25 protein-coding genes are annotated in these 24,655 nt (G+C 33.6%); 12 read left to right on the top strand and 13 right to left on the bottom strand.

The window, feature by feature from the left end; translation table 11 throughout:
- Positions 1-65 precede the first annotated feature (65 nt).
- The 6 genes from MUA21_RS11430 (at position 66) to MUA21_RS11405 (ending at position 7,949) form a co-directional block, all read left to right on the top strand.
- Positions 66-881, top strand: coding sequence for a MetQ/NlpA family ABC transporter substrate-binding protein (locus tag MUA21_RS11430; RefSeq protein ID WP_145381118.1), 816 nt, complete (start codon positions 66-68; stop codon positions 879-881).
- A gap of 52 nt (positions 882-933) precedes the next feature.
- Positions 934-1,866: a lactate/malate family dehydrogenase gene (locus MUA21_RS11425; RefSeq protein WP_262561307.1), complete on the top strand. Its 933-nt coding sequence runs from the start codon at positions 934-936 to the stop codon at positions 1,864-1,866.
- A gap of 237 nt (positions 1,867-2,103) precedes the next feature.
- Complete coding sequence (locus MUA21_RS11420; protein WP_262561306.1) at positions 2,104-3,966, top strand: BglG family transcription antiterminator; 1,863 nt, start codon at positions 2,104-2,106, stop codon at positions 3,964-3,966.
- Between the two features lie 78 nt (positions 3,967-4,044).
- Entirely contained in the window at positions 4,045-5,994 is a 1,950-nt protein-coding gene (locus tag MUA21_RS11415; protein WP_262562258.1) for a PTS fructose transporter subunit IIABC, read from the top strand.
- A gap of 16 nt (positions 5,995-6,010) precedes the next feature.
- A complete protein-coding gene (manA, locus tag MUA21_RS11410; RefSeq protein WP_046206674.1) occupies positions 6,011-6,946 on the top strand; it encodes a mannose-6-phosphate isomerase, class I in 936 nt (311 codons plus the stop codon).
- Between the two features lie 106 nt (positions 6,947-7,052).
- The gene (locus tag MUA21_RS11405) at positions 7,053-7,949 is read left to right on the top strand and encodes an ROK family protein (RefSeq protein WP_107525303.1); all 897 of its coding nucleotides are present in this window, start codon (positions 7,053-7,055) and stop codon (positions 7,947-7,949) included.
- Between the two features lie 100 nt (positions 7,950-8,049).
- Here the strand turns inward: MUA21_RS11405 and MUA21_RS11400 are convergent, their stop codons facing one another.
- The 5 genes from MUA21_RS11400 to MUA21_RS11380 all read right to left on the bottom strand — a co-directional run bounded on the left by MUA21_RS11400 (position 8,050) and on the right by MUA21_RS11380 (position 13,025).
- Positions 8,050-8,508, bottom strand: a complete 459-nt coding sequence (locus MUA21_RS11400) for a threonine/serine exporter family protein (protein ID WP_046206676.1) — start codon at positions 8,506-8,508, stop codon at positions 8,050-8,052.
- Positions 8,509-8,519: 11 nt separating this feature from the next.
- A complete protein-coding gene (locus MUA21_RS11395; protein ID WP_064209204.1) occupies positions 8,520-9,272 on the bottom strand; it encodes a threonine/serine exporter family protein in 753 nt (250 codons plus the stop codon).
- 348 nt (positions 9,273-9,620) lie between these two features.
- Positions 9,621-10,901: a homocysteine synthase gene (locus MUA21_RS11390; RefSeq protein ID WP_107525302.1), complete on the bottom strand. Its 1,281-nt coding sequence runs from the start codon at positions 10,899-10,901 to the stop codon at positions 9,621-9,623.
- 221 nt (positions 10,902-11,122) lie between these two features.
- Entirely contained in the window at positions 11,123-12,367 is a 1,245-nt protein-coding gene (locus MUA21_RS11385; RefSeq protein WP_046206679.1) for an MFS transporter, read from the bottom strand.
- A gap of 100 nt (positions 12,368-12,467) precedes the next feature.
- On the bottom strand, positions 12,468-13,025 hold the full coding sequence (locus tag MUA21_RS11380; protein ID WP_019468982.1) for a TetR/AcrR family transcriptional regulator: 558 nt from the start codon (positions 13,023-13,025) through the stop codon (positions 12,468-12,470).
- 171 nt (positions 13,026-13,196) lie between these two features.
- On the opposite strand from MUA21_RS11380, the gene MUA21_RS11375 reads away from it, so the two are divergent.
- Genes MUA21_RS11375 through MUA21_RS11365 form a run of 3 tightly spaced genes read left to right on the top strand, consistent with a single transcriptional unit; the run spans position 13,197 to position 15,715 of the window.
- The gene (locus MUA21_RS11375; RefSeq protein ID WP_107525301.1) at positions 13,197-13,901 is read left to right on the top strand and encodes an ABC transporter ATP-binding protein; all 705 of its coding nucleotides are present in this window, start codon (positions 13,197-13,199) and stop codon (positions 13,899-13,901) included.
- Between the two features lie 2 nt (positions 13,902-13,903).
- Positions 13,904-15,049, top strand: coding sequence for an ABC transporter permease (locus MUA21_RS11370; RefSeq protein WP_145381125.1), 1,146 nt, complete (start codon positions 13,904-13,906; stop codon positions 15,047-15,049).
- A gap of 18 nt (positions 15,050-15,067) precedes the next feature.
- Complete coding sequence (locus tag MUA21_RS11365) at positions 15,068-15,715, top strand: TetR/AcrR family transcriptional regulator (protein ID WP_046206683.1); 648 nt, start codon at positions 15,068-15,070, stop codon at positions 15,713-15,715.
- Positions 15,716-15,791: 76 nt separating this feature from the next.
- Here the strand turns inward: MUA21_RS11365 and MUA21_RS11360 are convergent, their stop codons facing one another.
- Positions 15,792-16,262 carry a thioesterase family protein gene (locus tag MUA21_RS11360; protein ID WP_262561304.1) on the bottom strand — a complete coding sequence of 157 codons (471 nt, stop codon included), beginning with the start codon at positions 16,260-16,262 and terminating at the stop codon, positions 15,792-15,794.
- A 441-nt stretch (positions 16,263-16,703) separates the two neighbouring features.
- Here MUA21_RS11360 and MUA21_RS11355 point away from each other — a divergent pair, with 441 nt between their 5' ends.
- Both MUA21_RS11355 and MUA21_RS11350 read left to right on the top strand, forming a co-directional pair.
- Positions 16,704-17,795: a YkvI family membrane protein gene (locus tag MUA21_RS11355; RefSeq protein ID WP_107525298.1), complete on the top strand. Its 1,092-nt coding sequence runs from the start codon at positions 16,704-16,706 to the stop codon at positions 17,793-17,795.
- A gap of 104 nt (positions 17,796-17,899) precedes the next feature.
- Positions 17,900-18,106, top strand: a complete 207-nt coding sequence (locus MUA21_RS11350; protein ID WP_046206686.1) for a hypothetical protein — start codon at positions 17,900-17,902, stop codon at positions 18,104-18,106.
- A 324-nt stretch (positions 18,107-18,430) separates the two neighbouring features.
- Here the strand turns inward: MUA21_RS11350 and MUA21_RS11345 are convergent, their stop codons facing one another.
- From MUA21_RS11345 to MUA21_RS11315, 7 genes are read right to left on the bottom strand one after another with little or no spacing between them, the layout of a single operon-like run.
- Positions 18,431-19,273, bottom strand: coding sequence for an urease accessory protein UreD (locus MUA21_RS11345; protein WP_262561303.1), 843 nt, complete (start codon positions 19,271-19,273; stop codon positions 18,431-18,433).
- Positions 19,273-19,887, bottom strand: a complete 615-nt coding sequence (gene ureG / locus MUA21_RS11340; protein WP_262561302.1) for an urease accessory protein UreG — start codon at positions 19,885-19,887, stop codon at positions 19,273-19,275. The genes MUA21_RS11345 and ureG overlap by 1 nt, the downstream gene beginning before the upstream one ends.
- Before the next feature lie 13 nt (positions 19,888-19,900).
- Positions 19,901-20,590: an urease accessory protein UreF gene (locus MUA21_RS11335; RefSeq protein ID WP_262561301.1), complete on the bottom strand. Its 690-nt coding sequence runs from the start codon at positions 20,588-20,590 to the stop codon at positions 19,901-19,903.
- Complete coding sequence (ureE, locus tag MUA21_RS11330; protein ID WP_096808326.1) at positions 20,583-21,035, bottom strand: urease accessory protein UreE; 453 nt, start codon at positions 21,033-21,035, stop codon at positions 20,583-20,585. Before ureE ends, MUA21_RS11335 begins: the two co-directional genes overlap by 8 nt.
- Before the next feature lie 11 nt (positions 21,036-21,046).
- Complete coding sequence (gene ureC / locus MUA21_RS11325; RefSeq protein WP_262561299.1) at positions 21,047-22,762, bottom strand: urease subunit alpha; 1,716 nt, start codon at positions 22,760-22,762, stop codon at positions 21,047-21,049.
- Positions 22,759-23,172, bottom strand: a complete 414-nt coding sequence (locus MUA21_RS11320; protein ID WP_262561298.1) for an urease subunit beta — start codon at positions 23,170-23,172, stop codon at positions 22,759-22,761. The genes ureC and MUA21_RS11320 overlap by 4 nt, the downstream gene beginning before the upstream one ends.
- Positions 23,173-23,185: 13 nt before the next feature.
- Positions 23,186-23,488 carry an urease subunit gamma gene (locus MUA21_RS11315; protein ID WP_046206693.1) on the bottom strand — a complete coding sequence of 101 codons (303 nt, stop codon included), beginning with the start codon at positions 23,486-23,488 and terminating at the stop codon, positions 23,186-23,188.
- 211 nt (positions 23,489-23,699) lie between these two features.
- On the opposite strand from MUA21_RS11315, the gene yut reads away from it, so the two are divergent.
- Entirely contained in the window at positions 23,700-24,599 is a 900-nt protein-coding gene (yut, locus tag MUA21_RS11310) for an urea transporter (protein ID WP_262561296.1), read from the top strand.
- The last annotated feature ends 56 nt before the right edge of the window (positions 24,600-24,655 follow it).

Genomic DNA, 24,655 nt, shown 5'->3' with positions numbered 1-24,655 from the left:
AAGAGAAAGTATTTTTTTACATAATGAGTGAATTTTATTTTCAGACAAGGTTAAGGAGAGATGTTATGAAAAAGTTGATTAGTTTAACAATTTTAGTATGTTTTGCTGCAATACTCGTAGCTTGTGGTTCGTCCAAAGATAAAGAAAATAAAAAAATCACGATTGCTACATCACCAGCACCTCATGGCGAAGTTCTAAAACATGCGAAAGATGAAATGGAGAAAAAGGGGTATGATTTAGAAATTAAAGTTGTTAATGACTACAAAGTACCTAATAAACTTTTAGACAAAGGTGATGTTGATGCAAACTTCTTTCAACATGTACCTTATTTAAAGGCTGAAAGAGATGACCATAATTATAATATTGAGGAAGTAGGAAAAGTATTTACGACACCAATGGGCGTATACAGTAAAAAATATAAAGACATCAAAGACATTCCTAAAGGCTCTACAATCTACGTTTCCAATAATCCAGCTGAAGAAGGGCGTTTCTTATCATTTTTCGTAGATAAAGGATTAATAAAAATTAAAAAAGGTATCAAAATTGAAGATGCCAAATTTGAAGATATCGTGGAAAATAAAAAGAATCTCAAATTTAACAATAAGCAGGGTGCAGAATTTTTACCTAAAACATATAAAAGTAAAGAAGGCGCAGCTGTCATCATGAATTCTAATTATGCGATAGATAATGGTTTGACGCCACACAAAGATGCTATTGCAATAGAAGGTAAATCATCACCATTTGCTAACATTATTGCAGTTCAAAAAGGCCATAAAGATGATGAAAAGTATCAAACTCTATTAAAAGTTTTACAATCTGAAGATATGAAAAAGTTCATAAAAAAAGAATATAATGAAGATGTTATACCGTATGAAAAATAAAAACATTAATTTATGATATAGGTTTTAACAAACAGAGGAGGTATGGTTACACATGTCTAAGTTAGGAATTGTCGGACTTGGTAGAGTGGGCAGCCAAGTATTGACAGACGTTCAATATTTGAATTTATTTTCAGAAATTGTATTAATTGATAGCAAAGAAGAAATTGCAAGCGGTGAGGCGCTTGATCATAATCATTCGCAAGGATTGTTTAATACAAGTCATGTGCGAATTAAAGCTGGCGCATATCAAGATTTAGCTGATGCAGATTTTATAGTAATTGCCGCAAGTATACAAACGGATAAAAACGATGGTGATCGTACACTATTGGCACAAGATAATCATGATATTATAAAATATGTTATGAAACAAATTGCTGAAGTAACACAAGAAGCTATTATTATTTTAATTTCTAACCCAGTGGATTCGATGGTATATTTTGCTAATCAAGTCAATTATCCAACTCATAAAATCATTGGAACGGGTACAGCATTGGAAAGCTCTAGGTTCAAAACCATTATCGCTCAGCATTACCAAATTGATCCTAAAAATGTTGAAGCTTTTGTTATTGGTGAACATGGTCAGTATGCAGTGCCTGTATGGAGCAAAGTGCCCATTCATGGTATGGAACTATCAGAGTATGAAGCTTTAAGTCAATCACCAGTAATTGATAAAGCACATATTACATCAATTATCAATGAAGTATCAATGGATGTTTTTTATCAAAAAGGGTGGACCAATGCAGCGATTTCCAGGGTGACTACTACATTGATACAAGCGATTGCTTTGAATCAACGCACAATTATGCCACTAACATCAATCAGTCAGGAATATGGGCTAGATGACGGGGCGTATAGTTTGCCGACATTAATTGATCAGCATGGTATTGTACAAAGATATCCTATCACATTGGACGAACAAGAAGAACAGCAGCTCGTTGAAGCATATCAATATATCAGACAAACAATTCATATAGCACAAAAATAAGCTCATTTAATATAGAGTGAGAAACATAAGTATCACATAGCATAAAAAATGGCGATTTCTAGATTTTATATAGAAATTGCCACTTTTTTATTTTGTACTCATATTTTTGTTTCATCATTATGTCAGAAGTATCATAGTGTGACTGCTTGCTTTAATATGAAGGTATGGCTACAATGTATTTAAATATTAATATTGAATTTAATAAAAAATTAAACGATTAGAAAGCGCGGTGCAATCATGTTGATGAGACATGCTAAACTCATTAGGTTATTGTTGAACAACAGTAATCATTACCTAAGCGCAGATGAAATAGCTAATTATTTAAATATTTCCAATAGAACAGTGAGAAATGATATACAATACATTAATGGTGAAATTATAAATCGCTTGATTAGAAGTGTTAAAGGGAAAGGATATAAACTCAATCATGACCATTATGATGAGACAGAATTAGAGACATTGATACATTCGTATTTAACAAAAGAAAATGAAAAGTTAATGAAAATTGGATATGAATTATTAATGTATCAGAAACCCACTACCATTGATCAAATAGAATCAGCATTTATGGTAACGAAAGCAGAAGCTAATGATTATATAAATAGAATAAAGGCTTGGTGTGCATCATTTGATATTAACGTTGAGGTCGTTAAGAAAAAAGGTGTTACCATAACTGGTAATGAAATGAATATAAGGAATGCGATATTACATTTAAATCAATTGTCTAATAATGAAAAGACAGTAGAGGGTTTGATACTTAATGAAATACCTCAAGCGCACATCAAAACCATATGTCATATTATTAAAAACAGATTAGCACAACATTATATTTTTACTTCTGATATGCGTATTCAACAATTACTCATTCATTTAGTCATTATTATAAAAAGGGAAAAGATAAGTGAAGATTCATGGGTGATAAATGAAGAGGCTGAAGAAATAGCGATGCAGTGTATAGAAGATATCAACCATAAATTAGCTTATGGATTATCGAAAGATACAGCTAAGTTATTTTCTTTTTTCATTAGTTATTACTTTAATAAATATGATTTGGGTATAGAAACCTTTTTTGTTGAAAGCTATGTAGCGCGCATGATTCATCAAATGGAAAAAATAGTTGGTATCAATTTTACCCAAGACAATATTTTGCGTGAAAACATTCAAGTACATTTTAGCAGAGCGTATTTGCGTATCGCTAAAAATGTATATATCAATAATCCATTAACGGATGAGATCAAAAAATACTATCCTTTTGTTTTTAATGCATTGTACGAAACTGTAAAATACTTGGCTAAAGATTCAAATTTAAGCTTAGTAGAAGATGAAATTGCTTTTTTAGCATTACATTTTCAATCATCTATTGATCGTAATAAAAAAGACGAAGTTAACATTGTGATAACCTGTTATTATGGTTTAGGAATATCAAGTTTGTTGGAAGTGAAAATTGCGAATCTAGATAGTCATATAAATATTGTTGATACTTTAAAATTAGAGAGACTGTCTCATTACAATTTTTCAAATATTGATATGTTGATTACCACGCATCCCATTGACACTGCTGATTTACCAAATACATTACACGTGATAGAGGTATCCCCTTTGCTTTCGGATAATGATATAAATCAAATTAAATCATTTATCAATAATAAAAGAAACCCTGTGTTGAAACAGGATGAAATATCTGCAATTCAATTTGATGTTCAAACGATGACAGATGAGGAAACTGCAACCCATGTTTTTGAAAACGCACAGTCAATGCTGATGAAACAACATGCTATTACGGAAAGTTATATGAAGAGTGCATTGGAACGTGAAAAATTTGCTTCAACATATATAGGGAATGGTATTAGTATGCCACATGGTGATCCTGCGAAAGTGTTGCGTTCACATGTTATTATATTTAAATGCCCTCATGGCTTACTATGGAAACAAAATAAAGTTAAATTAGTGTTCTTTTTAGCCATCGCAAATTCTGATACCTCAGCAATGAAGAAAATCATACATGTGATAGCTGGATTAAACGAGTATGATGTCGATCAACTTATGACTATGGATGCACAACATCTAAAACAGTATATGATTAAACTCATCAAAACATAATTGCCGTTATCAACGGCAATTATGTTTTTTTATCAATGTTAGAAAGCGTTTACAATTGAATGTGAGGAGGATGAAATGATGAAAATATTAGCGATTACATCGTGCCCAAATGGTATAGCGCATACATATATGGCACAAGAAAAGTTAGAACAAGCTGCTCAAGAAATGGGCGTCAATATAAAAGTAGAAACTCAAGGTGGTGTAGGGGCAGAAAATGTTTTAACATCAAAAGAAATTAAAGAAGCGGATGGCATTATCATTGCAGCCGATAGGCAAGTAGATTTGTCACGTTTTGATGGTAAATTAATTATAAATGAAAGTGTTCGTGAAGGCATTCATAAACCAAAAGAATTAATTCAACGTATCATTGATAAAGACGGACATATTCATCATGATCGTAATGGGGATACAAATCAAAAAGATGATGATCAAGAGCAAAAAAGTGGGATGCAAATGGTCTATCAACATTTAATGAATGGTGTATCATTTATGGTACCTTTCATTGTAGTTGGTGGATTATTGATGGCCATTGCTCTAACATTAGGTGGTGAGGCTACATCAAAAGGTTTAGTTATACCAGATGATTCTTTTTGGAAATCAATTGAAAATATTGGTTCTCTAGCATTTAGTTTTATGGTTCCAATATTGGCTGGGTATATTGCAGTGAGTATTGCAGATAAACCTGGTTTGGTACCTGGTATGATCGGAGGCGCAATCGCAGCTGACGGTAGCTTTTATGGTAGTGATGCAGGCGCTGGGTTTTTAGGTGGTATTGTTGCAGGATTTATCGCAGGTTATATTGCAAAATGGATAAAAAATATTAAAGTACCTAAAGCGATGGCACCTATTATGCCAATCATTATTATTCCAATCATCTCTTCATTGATTGTAGGATTAATTTTTATCTTCTTGATTGGCGCACCAATTGCGAGTATTTTTGAAGGTTTAACAACTTGGTTAAAGAGTATGCAAGGGACAAATATTATTATTTTAGCATTAATAGTTGGTGCTATGATTGCTTTTGATATGGGTGGACCAGTAAACAAAGTAGCATTTTTATTTGGTTCAGCATTAATCGCGGAGGGTAACTATGCTGTTATGGGAATGGTTGCAGTTGCAGTATGTACACCTCCTATTGGTTTAGGATTGGCTACATTTATCAATAAACGTAAGTTTAATAAAGGTGAAATTGAAATGGGCAAAGCATCATTTACCATGGGATTGTTCGGTATTACGGAAGGTGCTATACCATTTGCTGCACAAGATCCGTTTAGAATTATACCATCTAATATGATTGGTGCGATGGTAGCTGCCGTTATTGCTGCAATTGGTGGTGTAGGTGACAGAGTTGCACACGGAGGCCCAATAGTTGCAGTGCTAGGCGGAATTGATCAAATATTGTGGTTTTTTATTGCAGTAATCATTGGTAGTATCGTTACAATGAGTGTGATTTTAATTTTAAGAAGACAAACGCCATCACTTGCAGTTGATACGAATAATATTGAAATGGGTATGGATCAATCAGAAAATGAGATAGAAACAGAAAAAAATAGTGTTTCAACGATGGATAATCAAGCATTAGAAGAACAAAGTGTATTTAGTGAACAAGTCATTCATATTTCAAAACAAACTTTATCTAGAGATGAAGCAATAGACCAGTTAATAGAAAATTTAAATGAACAAGGGTATATTACAGATCAATCACAATTAAAATCCGATGTCTTAAAGAGAGAGATGGAATCAACGACAGCGATTGGAATGAACGTAGCCATTCCTCATGCAAAATCGGATGCGGTTAAAGCACCTATCGTAGCAGTCATGAATAATAAGCACGGCGTGAAATGGGAAAGTTTAGATGGAACGTTACCTCAATTGATATTCTTAATTACTGTACCAAGTGATAGCAGTGACACACATCTCAAATTATTACAAAGATTATCAAGAACATTGATGGATGATGAAACTAGGCAAAATTTAATAAATGCAACAAATAGTAAGCAGATTTATAATATATTAAAAGATATTTAAATGGAGGTATCATGCAATGCCATTATTTTTAAAACCTGTATTTCAAGAACGGATATGGGGTGGAACAGCTCTAAAAACATTTAATTATGATATTCCAAGTGATTATACAGGAGAATGTTGGGCGATTTCGGCGCATCCAAATGGTACAAATACAATAGAAAATGGAAGGCATCAAGGTAAAACTTTAGAAGAAGTGTGGAATGAGGATAAAGCACTTTTTGGTGTTTCAGGTGATGTTAAATTTCCATTGCTAACTAAAATTTTAGATGCAAAAGATAAATTATCAGTACAAGTCCATCCAGATAATGACTATGCCCAAAAGTATGAGGGTGAATACGGTAAAACAGAGTGTTGGTATATATTAGACGCACAAGAAGATGCTGAAATTATTTACGGTGTAAACGCTGAAAATCAAGATGAACTGAATGATATGATAGATCAACAACAATTTGATAAGTTATTTCATAAAGTTAAAGTGAAGGCGGGAGATTTTTTCTATGTGCCTGCTGGTACAGTACATGCTATCGGAGAAGGTATTTTAATATTAGAAACACAACAATCTTCCGATACAACATACAGAATCTATGATTATGAGCGCACTGACAACAAAGGTAACCAACGTGAACTACATTTAGCGCAGAGTAAAGCTGTGATTAATCTTGCTGCGACTTCGCCCAATACAACACCCAAACACGAGGTGAGACAAGGGCAAACATATACGCAATTTGTTTCAAATGATTTCTTCACGGTCGAACGCTGGATGATCAATGGTGCATTAAATTATGAAAAACCAAGCGCATATTGTCTTGTATCCATAGTTGAGGGTAATGGTAATGTAGAAACGAATGATGAAGTTTATAAAATAGAAAAAGGAATACATTTTATATTAACGACAGAAGATAAAAACATAGCATTTAACGGTGATATGACAATGATTATAAGTTATGTATAATGTTTAAGAGGTGAGGGCATGGATTTGCGTTAAGGCAGATTCATTTAACCTACACCTCTTTTTATCCAAAATTGAAGTAATAATATGAGTGATGAGGTGTATGGATATGCTTAAAATTTGCGCAGATATAGGTGGCACGAAAACCATTGTAGGGGTTATAGACCAAGACTTATCAGTGATTGACAGTCAAAAATTCGAGACGGATGTAGATCACCCGGAAGCAGAATTTACAAAAATTATTAATATAGCAAATGAATTCAGCAAAAAATATAATAATGTAGCGCAAAGTACATTGAATATCGCGATGCCAGGACCTTGTGATTATACTGAAGGATTGTTTTTGAATCCTCCTAATTTACAGAAATATGTAGGCTTTAATGCTGGTGATTTTATAAAGGCGCAAAGTGCATTTCAACCACATTTTGTAAATGATACTGATGCAGCGATATTAGCGGAATATCAATATTTAAATTCAGATGTAGAAGATGTCATATACTTAACAATTAGCACAGGTATTGGTATGGCATATATAAGAAATGGTCAACTCGTTACTGGCATTGATGGTAATTTTGGAGAAATTGGTCATACTATCATAAAAAATAATAGCGATTATCAATGTCCGGTGTGTCACCAATTTGGATGTGTTGAAAATGAACTGTCAGGTTTAGCGATCAGTCGTAAAGCAAGTGATATTTTACAAAAAGTGGTGAGTACTAGAGAAGCAATCGACATCTACATGAATAATGACAATGAAAATATCAGTCGTATGATGAATGAAGTAGTGTTACTAACACAACAACTATGTACGAATTTATTTAATATCTTTAATGTATATCATATTATTCTTGGTGGTGGTGTTACACAAAGTGCATTACCATATAAAGCACACATTGAAGCGTATGCGCAAAAGCACCATTTGATTCAAAACAAACCATTTCATATTAAAGTAAGTAATTTGGCAGAAAATGTGCTTACTGGTCTTTATTATGTAAATGAACAATAAAAACAGTTTGCACATTCATAAAGATAGCGAGCATCTGAAATGATTTAATGGAAATTTCAGATGCTCGCTATCTTTTGATGTCTAAAATGCTTAAGTTGATTTATAGTCTGTTGCGCTTAATCAAAATATATTTTCTTATGTTTAATGTTTTAGATAGTTGGTCAGAAAGTAATAATCCTAATGCAATTGAACCTGCAATTAAAATCGCTCGTATAAAGGTATTGGTTGCATCTGTGAAATTTAAAGTCACCAATTGCTGTGTCGCTCTAAAAGCAATACTACCTGGGACAAGTGGAATGATGCCAGGAATCATAAAAAGTACAACGGGCGCTTTGAAAATACGACTCATAATATGGGCAAGCAAACCTAATGTTAAACTACCAAGCAAGCTAGAATATATACTATCCATTTCGAAGGATTGTTCTAAAATGTAGCTGACAAAATAGCCCATTGAGCCAGCAAACCCAGCTGGAAAAAATAATTTTTTAGGGGCATCGTAAATCACATTAAAAAAGTATGATGCGCTAAAGCTACATAAAAAAGTAAATAAAATTGTCATTATGTGACCTCCTAAAAAATTAAGTAAGCAATCGCAATACCTGAGCCAATTGCGAAGGCAATGACGAGTGCTTCTAAAAATTTTGCTGTAAACATTAACATGTGTCTACTAAATAAATCTTGTATCGCAGTCGTTATTAGTACACCAGGTACAATTGGCATAACGGAGGCAATCATAGCTGGTCCGAAAGATTGATTGACTTGAAACAGTTCTGAACCAAATATAACAGTCGTACCCAAGATAAATGAACCTACAAATTCAGGTATAAACATGGTGAGTGATTTACTTTGCATATACTCAACGATTAAAAATCCTATAGCACCAGCAATAATTGTAGTAATTGCATCAGACCAAGTACCGCCTTGTAAGTATAAAAAACTTAACGATATAATACCTGCCGCAATCACTTTTTTCCATAGTGGAATACTTAAATTGGATCTATCAATATTTTTCAGCGCTTCAAAAGCTTCTTCTATAGCAAGTTGATTGTCTGTAAGTTTACGGGAAATATTATTGACTTGAAATATTTTAAGTAAATTAGTACTGTTTTTATCAATACGCAAAATTCGAGTATCGTGTTCTTCACTTAATGAAAAATTGATAAATACATTAATGACATATCCTTGGCTATTATAATAACCCATACAAATGGCGATTCGTCTCATTGTATCTTCAACACGAGAAACCTCAGCGCCAGATGACAATAAAATTTTACCAGCAAGTAATATCACATTCATCGTAACTTTATCTTTGTAGTTATCCAAAAGCGTACCTCCGACTTGATAAATAATTATCATTATTATCCCAATATTATTATGTAATTTCAAAAAGAATTTACTAAAGTAAAAAAGAATAAACAATATGCATTGCTGACGTTAGCCTTCGGGTTGTCTGCGGTTACATTGCGAGATGTCTAAAGTAATGATTAGACGTTATCGTTTCAGCCTTTAACATTTAATTAGCAATTAAAGTCCCACTTCTCAAATGATTTGAGTCAGTGGGACTTAATGTAAGCTTGTTCGCTCAAGTTTTAGCCATTCTATTGCAGACCGTCATAATCATTTTGAATGAATTAGATTTTTATCAAATGACTTAAAGACATGCAGACGTTTTTATAATATTTGTAAGCCTTGTTCAAGATCTGAAATAATATCATCAATATTTTCAGTACCAATTGATAATCTTACTAATTCTGGTAAGACACCAGATGATTGTTGTTCTTCAGGTGAAAGTTGTAAATGAGTCGTACTAGCAGGATGAATAACTAATGATTTTGAATCGCCTACATTTGCTAAATGTGAGAATAAATTTAAAGATTCAACAAATTTGGCAATATCTTCAACTGAACCATCCACACCAAAGGTTAAAATTGCGCCTTGGCCATTAGGTAAATATTTTTTAGCAAGATTATGATATGCATTACTTTCCAAGCCAGGGTAATTCACCCAAGAAACTTTAGGATGTTCTTCAAGAAACTGTGCGACTTTAAGTGCATTTTCTGAATGACGTTCTAAACGAAGATGTAACGTTTCTAAGCCAAGTAGAAATTCATGTACATTAAACGGTGAAACAGCAGAACCAAGATCACGTAATAATTGTACGCGTGCTTTTGTAATATAAGCAGCTTCGCCTACATCATTTGCATATGAAACACCATGATAACTTGGATCCGGTTCGACTAAACCAGGGAACTTTCCATTATCCCAATTAAATTTACCACTATCGACGATGATGCCACCAATGGAAGTCCCATGGCCTCCTATAAATTTTGTGGCTGAGTGTATCACAATATCAGCGCCATACTCAAATGGGCGTAATAAATACGGAGTTGGGAAAGTGTTATCAACAATTAAAGGTATCTCGTGGTCATGCGCAATATGAGCAACTTTTTCAATATCTAAGACGTCTATTCTAGGATTACCAATTGTTTCGGCATAAACTGCTTTGGTTTTATCCGTTAAGGCTGCTTTGAAATTTTCGGGATTACTTGGATCCACAAAGTGTACTTTAATGCCTAGTTTTTTGAAAGTGACATTAAATAAGTTGTAGGTACCACCATAAAGATTTGAAGATGCTACAATTTCATCGCCGCTTTCAACAATATTTAATAAGGCTAAGTGAATTGCAGCTTGTCCAGAAGATGTGGCTAGTGCACCGACACCACCTTCAAGTGCAGCAATGCGTTCTTCAAAAACGTTTTGTGTAGGATTCATAATTCTGGTGTAAATGTTTCCGGGTTCTTCTAGTGAAAAAAGTTTTCTTGCGTGTTCTGTATCATCGAACACGTAACTTGAGGTCTGATAAATCGGTACTGCTCGTGATTTTGAGAATGCGTCTACCTCTTGACCCGCATGAATCGATAAAGTATCTAAATGCCAATGATTTTGAGACATACATTGTCCCTCCTATATATTTGAATTTTCTGATAATTATCACTATACAAGAGCATTTTTTTATTTTCAAGTATCCTTACTAAGAAAGTAAGGATTAATTTTATATTTATAACAATAATATGTCCCCACGAATATTAATATGTAACAATATTCATGGGGAACTTTATAGGCCAAGTCTGTTCATTCGATTAGGATCATTATCTCCTAGGCAATTTTATATATTAGTAATGTTGATCATGCGCATATTGATCGTGTGTATCATCCATATTTTCATGATTTAAAACTTCGGCGTTTTGCTGTTGTAGCTGACTGTAATCTCCTTCTGGTAATTTGCTCTCGAGAGCTTCAACTTTAGGATAAATAAATAGGGGAATAAAACCAATTAAACCGTATATCATAAATGTAAACATAAAATTAAACGTATCTATAAATAATCCTGCAAAAGTAGATCCAATCACTTGTCCAATAGCCAACATTAAGAAGGGTATGCCTATACCTAAAGAGGCATTTTTAACAAATATTTTAATTCCCCAAACTAAAAGTACGCCAGTTAAGAATATATAACTCATACCAAATAGTGCAGCAGATACAAAGGGAATAATCCAAATTTTGGGTGTGAAAGCAAGGGCGATTGTTGCGATGGCAAGTGCTATAACACCTAAATTAAATGCATAACGAAGTCCGCGTTTATCAATAATTGCACCTGATATGCCACCTATCATGCCGAATAATCCTATCAAAATCCAGAAGAGTGAAAGTGCAATATCAGAATAATTACCAGTATTTTGAACAAATGATTTGGAAAATGTCCAAAAGGTTGCAGTAGATACACCTAATAATATAGAAGCAGTCGTGATACGTGTACTAGCTGAAATATCACGAATGTTAAATGAACCTGTATGAATTTTAATATTTTGCTTTAATGATGGAATGATGAGATAGTTCCAAAGTAAAACGATAAGTGCCAATATCGCATAGATAAAATAAGTTTGTCGCCAATCTATAAAAGTGAACATGGCTGTTATACCCGTAAACATAAGGCCAATACTTGTGCCAGAATTAATCCAAGTATTGGCTTTTCCTTGTTCATGCACTTTAATCCATAAAGAAATGGTGTAGCCATATGGAGGTGAGATGAGTCCAGTACTCGCACCGGCAAAGATGACACCGATAGATAAAACGATTGCGCTTGTTGAAATGCCTATCCCTAATAAACCTATTAGTACAGAGATTCCTGCTAATATAATCATACGTTTAGGGCCAATTTTATCAGTTTGTAATGTTGAAAAGATAATTGTAAAACAATAGGATAAATAAAATAATGAGGAAATAATCCCTGATTGTGATGCAGATAAATGTAAATCAGTGGTTACTTCGGGTAAAAACAAACCAAAACTAAAACGTCCTAAACCATAGGTTGTTGCTATCATAGCTATACCAGGAAATACAAGTTTAGAAAATTTCACTATAAATTTCTCCTTTAGTAGATAGAATGTTCATTCTATTTTAATTTTAAAAAAATACGAGATGAGTATATAAAGTAAGATGCTCATGCTCGTTTAAGAATTAAATTTCTTTGTGTGCTTCGTTAAGTAATAAATCAGCCATAGTTATGGCGTGCGATGTAGCTTTTTTTGAACCTAGTAATGCTGTCATTGAGGTTGTACCTTCAAGTAATAGTGTGAATTGAATTGCCAAATCCAATCCATTGACGATACCAGCATTATTTGCCAATTGCTCTAAGTAATTTAACAACTTTTGTTTATGTCCTCTAGCAATATTTTCAATTTCGTTATCTGTATTCGCATAATCTTCGATAGCCCTCATAAACATATCACCCTTATAAGAATGATCATTAAGCCACTGACAATGTGCTTTGACTGCAGAAATAAAAGGTTGGTGTGGTTGTTTTTCAACATAAGTGTCTAAATAATGCCAATATCTAGATTCACGTTGTTTTAACACCGCCTCAACTAAATTGTCTTTAGATTCAAAATGATTATATAAAGTCATCGTAGCTACATTGGCTTCTTGTATAATTTGCTTTAAGCCGATACCACGAAACCCATATTCATAAAATAACCTTTCAGCAGTTGATAATATATCTTGTCGCTTTTGTGACAATCGTCTCACACTTTCTTCTTAGTAGAATGACCGTTCTATTTAAAGTTAACAGCTAAATAGCAAAATGTCAAAGTAATATCAACATATTATGATTTTGACATTTTATATTTAGAAGTGTAATATAACAACAAAGTGAGTGTGTACTCACTATTTGTGAAGTGGGGTGTAGAAATGATTGAAGTGAATAATTTAAGTAAATCTTTTAGTAATAAACAAGTATTAGAAGATATAAATGTTGCTTTTGAAAAAGGTGAAATCGTTGGATTAATTGGTCCGTCTGGAACTGGAAAAACAACGCTAATCCAATGCATGTTAGGAATGGAACGTATTGATGTAGGTTGGGTAACGATAAATGGAGTTGAAATGCCCAATAGAAAAATTTTAGGTGACATTGGATATATGGCTCAAAGTGATGCACTTTACACAGATTTGACGGGGAGAGAAAACCTAGAATTTTTTGGAAGTATATATATAAAAAAAAGAAAAGACATCAAAAAACGCGTGGAAATTTGTAGTGATATGGTAAAACTTCAAGAAGCATTAGATAAAAAGGTATCTACCTATTCTGGCGGCATGAAACGTAGGTTGTCTTTGGCTATTAGTTTTCTACAAGATCCACAAATATTGATACTAGATGAACCAACTGTTGGAATTGATCCTAAACTTAGACAAGCGGTATGGAGGGATTTGGATGCAGCCAAAAAAGAAGGGAAAAGTATTCTAGTCACAACTCACGTATTAGATGAAGCAACACGTTGTGACAGACTATTACTTATGAATCATGGTGAAATTATTGCAATAGGATCACCACAAGAAATTAAAACGCAATATCAAGCTGAATCAATTGAAGATGTGTTTTTGAAAATGGAGGACTAAATATGAATGCATTTTATATTACTAAACGAATTTTCAAACAAACAATCAGAGACATACGTACGTTAATGTTATTACTAGTAGCACCTTTGCTAATATTAACGTTACTGTATTATATATTTACAGTTTCAGATAACTCGAATGGTGTGAAAGTAGGCGTTCATGATATTCCTGCATCACTGAAGGATGAATTACAATCACAAGATATTACGATAGAAAATTTTAAGGACCATAAAAATATAGATGATAAAATAAAAGAAGATCAATTGACTGGTTTTATGTATATGCAAAATAATGAGTTAGAAGTCACTTTTGCTAATGATAATCCAACTGATAAGAGCATCATGGCTTCTACAAACCAAAAATGGTTAACCAATCATAATATGAATCAAATGAAAGAAAATACAGAATCATTAAAAAAGGCACTTGAAGAAGTTCAATCGCAAATGCCTGATAATGCTAATACAGGTCAAAGCATGACTGATAATCAGCAAAATATCAGCAAGCCAACAAAAGTTAATACACATTATTTATATGGGGATAAAGATGCTACATATTTTGATACAATTAATCCCATTTTAATAGGATTTTTCGTATTCTTCTTCACTTTTTTAATTTCTGGCATCGGTTTATTAAAAGAGAGAACTTCAGGGACGTTGGAACGGTTGTTGTCTTCACCAATTAAGCGCAGTCATATTATTTATGGTTATATAATGGGTTATGGTATTTTTAGCGTGATACAAACCTTTGTAGTAGTTATATATGCCATATATGTGTTAAATATAGCTGTTGCAGGTTCGATTTGGCTTGTCTTAGCTACAACGGTATTAACGGCCCTCGTAGCTTTAACTTTTGGTATACTGCTGTCTACTTTTGCATCATCAGAATTTCAAATGATCCAATTTATACCACTTGTAATTGTACCGCAAGTGCTATTTGCAGGATTAATACCAATATCGTCGATGAATATGGGGTTGCAATACTTTGCACATTTGATGCCACTATTCTATACGGGGCAAGCTATGCAAGATGTCATGATTAAAGGATTTGGTATACAAGATATTTATATCAATTTATGTATATTATTTGGTATTTTTGTAGTGCTCTTGATATTGAATATTTTAGGAATGAAGCGTTATAGAAAAGTTTAAATATAGGTGGTATCAAAAATGAATCGAAATATTAAAGATATTGTGGAAGAAATTGTACCTAAGTTAGAACATTTAACTGAAAAGCAACGTTCAGTGATTGAAAGTGCCCTCGTACTCTTTAGTGAAAAAGGCTATAATCAAACAAGTACAAGTGATATTGCGAAGCGGGCAGGTGTTGCTGAAGGTACAGTATACAAACAGTTTAAAAATAAAGAAGCATTGCTATATGCAGGTTTAGTGCCTATCATAAAAGATAATATAGCGCCAACTGTAGCAGAAGAATTCTTAAGTGAATTGAATCGTGCAAGCAACTTGGAAATATTTATAAATACATTTGTGGACAATCGTTCTCAATTTATTTATGAAAATAGAATGCTGATAAAGATATTCTTTAATGAGGCTATGACAAGTAAAACATTTCAATCAGTTTTATTAGAAATATTTAATAAGCGTTTAGTTGCTCATTTAAAGCCGATAATCAATAAGATGATACGTTGTGGTGAAATGCGAGATGTCGAAGCGGAGTTTTTTGTACGTAGTTTAATTGCTCAAACAATCAATTTAAATATAAGTTGTTTAATTGATTTGAATTATCAATGTGACGAAGCGTATGAAAAACATTTACTTTATACAAAAGAAAGTCTTTACTACATGTTTAAAGCCTAACAATATAATAGCTTATTTAAAATAAAGAAAGTAGAACAGAAATGGAAGTTAGCATCTCCGTTCTACTTTTCTTTTTTTATTTTCTAGGTATACCAATAACGTGTCCTAGTTGTGATGGCGGATTAAACGGCGTTTGCATATTAAAAGCTGCTTGTATTTTCTCTAGTATAGGTTGAGGGAACGCCATGCTCCGACGTGTAACTTTACTAACACCTATCATGATAACTTCATATGTAGCAATACGCTCATCATTGTCATTATACATTGTCAGGAATAAATGTACTCTTTTCGCATCATAATCATAAATATGTACTTTAACATAAAAGGCATCATCTAACACAAGTTCTTTTAAAAATGAAATATGTGCCTCCAAACTAAAAATGGTAATTTCATGTGTTTGTCGATAAGAAACATATAAGTCGACTGATTCAAAAAAGCCAACGACAACATCACTGAAAGTGGAATAATATTGTGCATCATGCATATGGTTATTATTATCTATCCAAGATGGTTGCACGGTGTTTTTATAAATGTATTCCTCTGCCACAAAATCACTCCTCGAGTAAAAATTAATAGTAACCTATATTATTGTAACAACATTAAACAGTTTAAGTTAGTATTTTGATTGAATCTAAGCATAATTCAGCATTAATTATTAAAAATGCGACCATTGATAAACAAATGTAAGTAAGTTATTATAAAAAATGTAAACGCTTGCATTTTGAATGTTTTAAGTTTATATCAGTATTTATAAATTTAAAATAAAAGATATAAAAATTTTGAATTTAAACAGAAATCGGTAGGTAACAAAGGTTTGGGTGACTAGGAAAAACGGGTACAGACTTAAGGTTCTGTGAAAACCACAAACATATTTTAAGCTCGTTCATCCTATATCAAGATCAAAGATGCAAGCGAGCAAAGTAGTGTTATAGACATTTGTAAATGTTTATAATTGAACTTTAATGTAACTTTAACGAAGGGGATTTATATGAAAAGGATATTTTTAATAGGTAGTGCATTCATTGGTATCATCGTGGGTGCAGGGTTTGCCTCAGGTCAAGAAATACTACAGTATTTTACTAGCTTTGGAACGTTAGGTATACTCGCGGGAATTGTTTCTACCGTGTTATTCGCTTACGTAGGTATGATGTTAGTTTGGCTAGGTAGTATATTTAAAGCTGAAGGACATAACGACGTGATACATAAATTGACTGGTGGTACAATGTTTGGCAAAGTGATTGCATGGTTAGTAGACATTGTGCTCATTATTGCCTTATTTGGATTTGGTGTCGTTATGCTTGCAGGTGGAGGTTCGAATTTTGAACAACAATTTGGCATACCAGCTGTGTACGGTACCGCTCTTATGGTTATATTAGTACTTGTATTTGGAATGTTACGTGTGGATAACGTTGTAAAAGTGATTGGTAACATTACGCCGCTATTGATTATCTGTATTGTTATCGTTGCGATATATTGTTTATTTACGATGTCAGGTTCATTTAGCGAATTGGATACATTGGCTAAAAGTCATACCTCAGCTGTTCCACATTGGTTTATCGCAGGTGTGAATTATGTCTCACTTAATGTAGGGTTAGGTGCATCAATGTCAATTGTCATGGGAGGCAATGAGAAAAATAGTAAAGTAGCGGCATGGGGTGGTTTAGTTGGCGGTATAGTATTAGGTTTAATGATTATGATCAGCCATTTGGCAATTTTTTCTAAGATTGAAACAGTTGGTCACTTGCCGTTACCAATGTTAGGATTAGTCAATGATATTTCACCTATATTAGGCGTATTCATGTCAATTGTTATTTATTTAATGATTTTTAACACATGCCTAGGTATGTTTTACTCATTAGCTACACGTTTCACTGAAATTGAAACGAAACAATTTAAAATATTTTATACGATATTCACTTTAATCGGTTTTGCAATTAGTTTTGCAGGTTTTACAGATTTAATGACATTTTTCTATCCAGTAATTGGTTATATGGGAATCATTATTATAATCGTATTAATTTATGCACCATTTAAGGTGAGACGAATAAAAAAACAAGGTAAATCATTGCAAGATTTGTAAAATATCATATGAAAATAGGTATATATTTTTATAGTTTAAATGTTAAGCTAGCAGGTACGTATAAGAAATGATAACTATTGAAATCCGAAAGGAGCCAATCGCAAATGGTTTATGTGGCATTGTTGTTACTGATAATAGCGATTATATTATTGATTTATTCTATTGCACTGCTGATGGGGAAAGATGGATCATTATTTAGCTTGTTTACACATGAAGAAAAATCATTAAAAAAAGGACAAAAGCTAGCGATTTACATTGCGACAATTATCTTGTTAGTAATTAGTATCGTATGGTTGCTAAATATAGTTTAAATGAATGGTAAAAAAGCTATTTAAGCATTACGTGTTGATAAGCTATCACAAATAGCTGACTCAAACACAAAATTTTAGATGTGCAATAGAGGAGGCTAGAACGGAGCACTTTGTCTCAGCCTCTGATTGTTAAATTAGCAGAAACTGACTGGCTCTGATGATATAAATGATAGCCTCAGTCAGGCACGGTCAAAATCAATATGTTGTATAAAAAGAGAACTAATCCATCTTTTGTATGGATTAGTTCTCTTTTGTATAAGTTAATTTGTAAGTCTTATTATTTTTGACGTGAAGGTGGTTGTTTGATATTTGGCACAATGAAAATTAATATTTTCTTAAGAAATTGACTTCTCTATCAAAGATTTGATGTACAACATACGTTTGAACTGCATTTAAAATACGCTCGATGATTTGCGTTTTATTTGCTAATATTCGAATACTAAAACCGTGTGTCGGTATTTGAGTAATGCCAAAACGGCAATTATATACTTTTTGATAATGCTTGATGTGATCATATACATCATCAATAAAGGATTGATTTACTTCAGGATGTATGAAATAACATGAGCCTAAATGTGTATAGTCTTCCATATATCCTAGGCCATCAACCTTATTTTTAGTTGGATCAAGTAACAAATTATCAAAAGTTACGAGTTCATTATCAACATAAATTTCATTAAGCAGATGCATATATGTGTATGTGAAGGCTTTGTCTTCTTTTGAATAACCAGGTGTCAGTATATCTGTATAGAACAGTGAACCGCTTGCACTCAAATTAAACGTATTTTGTTGGAAAAATTTAGCGTTTTCAAATGCAATAATAGGATCGCCGACATATTCAATATAACCATTATCTTTAATGGTAAAATTTTGATATTGTTCGACATGATTATTTAATGTTTTATAAATTTTTGTCGCACCTTGTGAAGTTAGCGTCACATGTGCATTTTCTTCTGCTGTAAAATCCATCTTGTAACGGTCACCATCTAAATAACCACCGCCTACATTTACAATATAAAATGTAGGTATATCTGAGCCGTTTAAGTAGACTGGGCGTATGACTTTTAATGCTTTTTCAAAAAAGATATTACGCGCTACAGATTTTCTACCATTATTAAAAATGGTTAAATCTAATATGCCAGTCCATTTTTGCTGTGCATCGTCCATTAAGCTAAACCTTTAAGAAAGACGTCTTGATCTATCCATTCGATAACCTTATCTAAGCCTTCATCTGTTTTAAGATTAGTAAATGCAAATGGTCTTTTGCCTCGGAATGTTTCTGTATCTTCGGCCATACGTTCTAATGAAGCACCAACATATGGAGCTAAATCGGTTTTGTTAATTACAAAGAAATCAGATTTAATCATGCCTTGTCCGCCTTTACGAGGAATTTTTTCCCCTTGGGCAACGTCGATAATATAAATAGAAAAATCGACTAACTCTGGGCTGAAGGTCGCAGCAAGGTTGTCACCGCCAGATTCGATAAAGATTAAATCGATATCGTCATTGCGCTCTTTTAATTCATCGATTGCAGCAAAGTTCATTGAAGCATCTTCACGAATTGCTGTATGTGGGCAGCCTCCTGTTTCGACACCGATAATGCGGTCTGCAGGTAACACACCGGAATTAACTAAAATCTTTTCATCTTCTTTTGTATAAATATCGTTAGTAATGACTCCGATACTAAATTCTTTAGATAATTGTTTTACTAATTTTTCGATAAGTTGTGTTTTCCCTGCACCTACAGGGCCACCGACACCTATCTTAACTGTCTCTTTCATTTTAAATGCCCTCCTAAGATATAAATATTCTTACGTTTACGTTTTCATGTTCCATCTGGTTGATTTCTAATCCGGGTGCAGTGATACCTAATTGTGACTTGTCTAACGTCATAATATGATCTCTTGTTTCTTTCATGAAAGGAATCATATCATGCACGATTCTTTGACCAGCAGTTTGTCCTAAAGGAATTGCACGAACGGCGTTTTGTGTTAAACTCGAAACATTTTGGTATAAATAGTAATCGATAATCATTTCAATATCGACACCCAAATGGTGACCGAGCATCGTAAAACAAATCGCAGGATGCAATTTTGCATTTTTATTTTTGTTTTGCGTTTGATACCACTTTAACCATTCACTATCATAAAGTTCTGCTGCTAATTTGACCATGCGGTTACCCATTTGTTTTGAACCTTGTCTGGTTTCTTTAGATAGGTTTTGTACAAAAAGTATTTTATCTAAATACAAGATTTTTTCTGTGTTCTGATGATTGAGTGCATCATAGACGAGACGCATCGTTAAACCATCAGCAAACGAAAGTTGTTCAGTTAAGAACAATTCAAGCCATTGTTTAAATGATGCTTCATCATGAACAATATCTCGCTGAATATATGTTTCAAGTCCGAATGAGTGGCTAAAAGCACCAGTCGGAAATTGAGAATCACAAAATTGAAATAGGCGTAAATATGCGTGATTAATCATGAGAATGACCTATATGTCTGAATGCTTGGTTTACTTTTCGGTCTTCGTGACTATAAGGTATGCCGAGATCTTTCAGCAATGATTCTACTAAATAGTCATATTGTACAAGCATTTCTGTTTCTGTAAATTGAGCAGGTAAGTGTCTATTACCTAATTGATGCGCGATATCGCCCATTTCTTGTAAGGTACGTGGCTTGATCACTAAAAGATCTTCCGAATTGACATCAATAATAATCATATTGGTATCGTCTTGATACAAGATATCGCCATATTGTAAATCAATTGGTTGTTTTAAACGAATACCAATTTCATTACCATGATCTGTAGTTACACGTTGAATACGTTTAACTAAGTCAGAATTTTCAAGGTAAACTTTTTCAACATGTTTATTTTTTTCATCTTGCGAAAGATTTGCGATATTACCTTTAATTTCTTCGATGATCATATTTTATCCTCCTAGAATAAGAAATAACGTTGCGTTAATGGTAATTCAGTAGCTGGTTCACTTGTTATTTTTTCACCATCGACAAATACTTCATAAGTTTGCGGATCTACATCTAAATCAGGCATAGCGTTATTATTTTTCATATCTGCTTTAGTTAAATTACGAATGTTTTTAACAGGTCTTAATTTACGATTTAACCCCAATGTTCTGCCGATATCGTTTTCGTAAGCAGTTGATGAAACAAAAGTGATTGATGTACTTTGCATGTTACCACCTAATTGACCATACATATTACGATATTTTAAAGGCTCAGAAATTGGGATAGAACCATTAGCATCACCGTTAATAGCAGTACTAATCATACCACCTTTAAGTACTACATCAGGTTTAACACCAAAGAACGCTGGTTCCCACATAATAATGTCTGCAAGTTTACCTTCATCAATAGACCCAACATATTCTGAAATACCATGCGTGATTGCAGGATTAATTGTGTACTTCGCAATATAACGTTTGATTCGATTATTATCGTTATATTCACCGTCTCCTTCAAGTGCGCCACGCTGTTCTTTCATGCGATGAGCCACTTGCCATGTACGTGTAATTACTTCACCCACACGTCCCATAGCTTGAGAGTCTGAACTAACCATACTAAATACCCCTAAGTCTTGTAATACGTCTTCTGCAGCAATCGTTTCTTTACGAATACGTGAGTCAGCAAAAGCGACATCTTCAGGGATGGAAGCGTTAAGATGGTGTGTGATCATAACCATGTCTAAATGTTCATCGATGGTATTGTGTGTGTAAGGCAACGTAGGGTTAGTGGATGATGGTAAAATATTTGAGTATGAAGCTGACTTAATCAAGTCAGGTGCGTGCCCGCCACCAGCGCCTTCTGTATGGTACATGTGTAACACACGGTCTTTAACTGCAGCCATTGTTTCTTCCATAAAGCCGGCTTCATTTAAAGTATCTGCGTGTAAGGCTACTTGAATGTCATAGTCGTCTGCGACTTGTAGAGCATGATCTAAGGCAGACGGTGTTGCACCCCAGTCTTCATGGACTTTAAGGCCAATGGCACCCGCATGTATTTGTTCTACGAGAGCCGTATGATTAACGGCTTGTCCTTTTCCAGTAAAGCCAACGTTTAATGGAATTTGTTCTGCCGCTTCTAACATGCGATGAATATACCAAGGACCTGGTGTAACGGTTGTTGCTTTTGAGCCTTCAGAAGCACCTGTACCTCCGCCAATCAATGTCGTTGTACCACTTTCTAGTGCAACGAGTGATTGTTCTGGGTTAATGAAGTGAACGTGTGTATCAATGGCACCCGCAGTTATGATTTTACCTTCTGCAGCAATAACATCAGTTGTTGCTCCAATAACAATATCAACATTATCCATAATATCAGGGTTGCCTGCTTTACCAATTTTCATAATATAACCATTTTTCACACCGATATCTGCTTTGATTACTTTGTCATAATCTAAGATTAACGCATTAGTAATCACTAAATCTGCAACTTTTTTATCGTCTCTTGTTACGTTAGGGTTTTGAGCCATACCGTCTCGGATGGACTTACCGCCACCGAAAGTAGCTTCGTCACCATACGTAGCAAAATCTTTTTCGACTTTGGCGAATAAGTTTGTATCACCGAGTCTAACTGAATCACCAATCGTTGGGCCATAAAGACTTGTATATTGAGATTGCGTCATTTTAAAGCTCATTTTTTATACCCACTTTCTTTATTAGCATTACCTTCAGATAAATTAGCTTCATCGATAATTTCTGAGTCTTTAGTATAATCATCAGGTTTAACTACACGGGTTTCGTCTATTGGACCATTTACTTTGCCATGGAAACCATAAATATTACGTTTCCCTTTATATTCTACTAATTGAATTTCTTTTTCATCACCTGGCTCAAAACGAACTGCAGCACCTGCGGGTATATCTAAACGTTTGCCATATGCGTGATCACGATTGAAATCTAAAGCAGGATTCACTTCGTAAAAGTGAAAGTGAGAACCAACTTGTATAGGCCGATCACCTGTATTTTTTACTGTGATGACTGTGGCATGAAGCCCTTTGTTAACATCGATTTCTGTACGCTTAACAATAATTTCACCTGGTTTCATCTAGTATCCTCCTTTAGACTATCGGATGATGGACAGTAATTAATTTTGTACCATCAGGGAATGTTGCTTCAATTTCTAAATCAGTTAACATATCTGCAACACCTTCCATGACATCATCTTCACTTAATATTTGTTTTCCATAACTCATGAGCTCTGCTACTGATTTCCCATCGCGTGCGCCTTCTAATAATTCAAAACTAATGATAGCAGCTGCTTCAGGATAGTTTAACTTTAATCCTCTTTGTTGACGTCTACGTGCTAAATCGGATGCAATGACTAACATTAATTTATCTTGCTCACGTTGTGTAAAATGCACGTTTTTCACTCCCTTTCCAAAACTGTTGAAAACAACACTCATGTATAAGTTTCTACATTTTTATAATAAGGGGTTGCTAGGCTAACTACAAGAATTACACATTAGTGAAAAATGCAAAAATAACAAATTCAGTAAAATTTGAAAGACTTTTAATTATAGGTTGTATGATATAAGATAAATAACGTAAATTTTATAGAAATCAGGTGACATTGTGAATGCGATTCAAATATTATTAAAAAATATCGCGCAGGTTTTGTTGTTGAACAATGCATGGACAGGTTTATTTATCTTAATAGGCCTATTTGTAGGTAGTTTGAAAGTCGGTTTAATGGCACTTATTGCTAGTTTAATATCGTTATTATTAGCTAAACATACGAATTATTCAGAGGAAGAGATTAATAGTGGTTTAGCAGGGTTCAATCCAGTATTGACAGCAATTGCATTAACGTTATTTTTAGTACCTGAATGGTACAGCCTATTGATAGTCTTAGTTGCAATAGTCATAACAATGCCATTAGGATCTGCATTCAGGGAATTTTTCAAACCTTTTGGTGTACCAATGTTAACGATGCCATATGTGTTTGTAAGCTGGGTCGTTTTATTGATGTCTTTCCAATTCAAATTTGTAAATGCAGATGTAAAGATATTGCCTAACACAGTCAAAGAAATTACATTTTCGGGACATCAAATCGATTTTATCAGTGCCTTTTTATCAGGTTTTAGTGAAGTTTTTTTATTGAAAAGTGTTTTGGCAGGTACATTCATTTTAATTGGAATTTTTATTGCTTCCAGAAAAGCAGGATGCTACGCAATGATTGCTAATGTTATTGGCTTTGTAGCAGTTACAATACTCGGTGCAAATCATGATCAGATTAATGACGGTTTATTTGGTTATAATGTCATTCTTACAGTTTTAGCGTTAGGCGTGGCATTTAAAACTAGAATTCCAAGGTATATGAGTATTGTACTGGGTGTTTTACTAACAGTGGTTATACATGCAGGCATGATTACATTGCTAACACCATTTGGATTACCTGTATTTACCTTACCGTTTATTATTGCTACATGGATTATGTTATTCGCAGGCAATAGTATGCGTGTACAAAAATAAGTAACCACTGAGGCATGCGGTTTAATTAAATGTACAAACTAAGTATAATGAAAAAG

It is taken from the genome of Staphylococcus ureilyticus (genome assembly GCF_025558845.1).
Lineage (GTDB): Bacteria > Bacillota > Bacilli > Staphylococcales > Staphylococcaceae > Staphylococcus > Staphylococcus ureilyticus.
The sequence above is the reverse complement of the archived record's forward strand: the minus strand, read 5'-3'. Positions and strand labels throughout refer to the sequence as shown.